This is a genomic window from Alkalicoccobacillus porphyridii, from assembly GCF_007293315.1.
GTDB lineage: Bacteria > Bacillota > Bacilli > Bacillales > Bacillaceae_D > Alkalicoccobacillus > Alkalicoccobacillus porphyridii.
In genome coordinates this window covers 1-252 of sequence record NZ_VLXZ01000330.1, presented here as the reverse complement: position 1 = coordinate 252, position 252 = coordinate 1, and the positions used below count along the sequence as shown (strand labels likewise).

General features: G+C 60.7%; 1 protein-coding gene. It reads right to left on the bottom strand.

The features are described from left to right. Positions 1–252, bottom strand: a 252-nt coding sequence (locus FN960_RS24480) for a type II secretion system protein GspJ (RefSeq protein ID WP_185971166.1), incomplete at both ends; no start/stop codon positions are given.

Sequence of the window (252 nt, the reverse complement as noted above, 5' to 3'; positions counted from 1 at the left end):
CCTGCCAGCGCGTGCCGTCGTAGAACTGCAAACGGAGCGAATCCGCCGGAATCAACTTTTGCATTGTCGGCTTCACGCTGCCTGCTGCGTCGGTCAGCGGCCAGGCTAACCGTTCGAGATAGCCGTCATGAATGCGGTAACCGACGGTGAGCAGATTACTGCGTGGCAGACGCATCAACGGGTTAACCACACCGCCGCGCACAAAGCGCATCCCTTCACTCTCAGACGCCAGCACGCCAGCGCCAGCCAGTA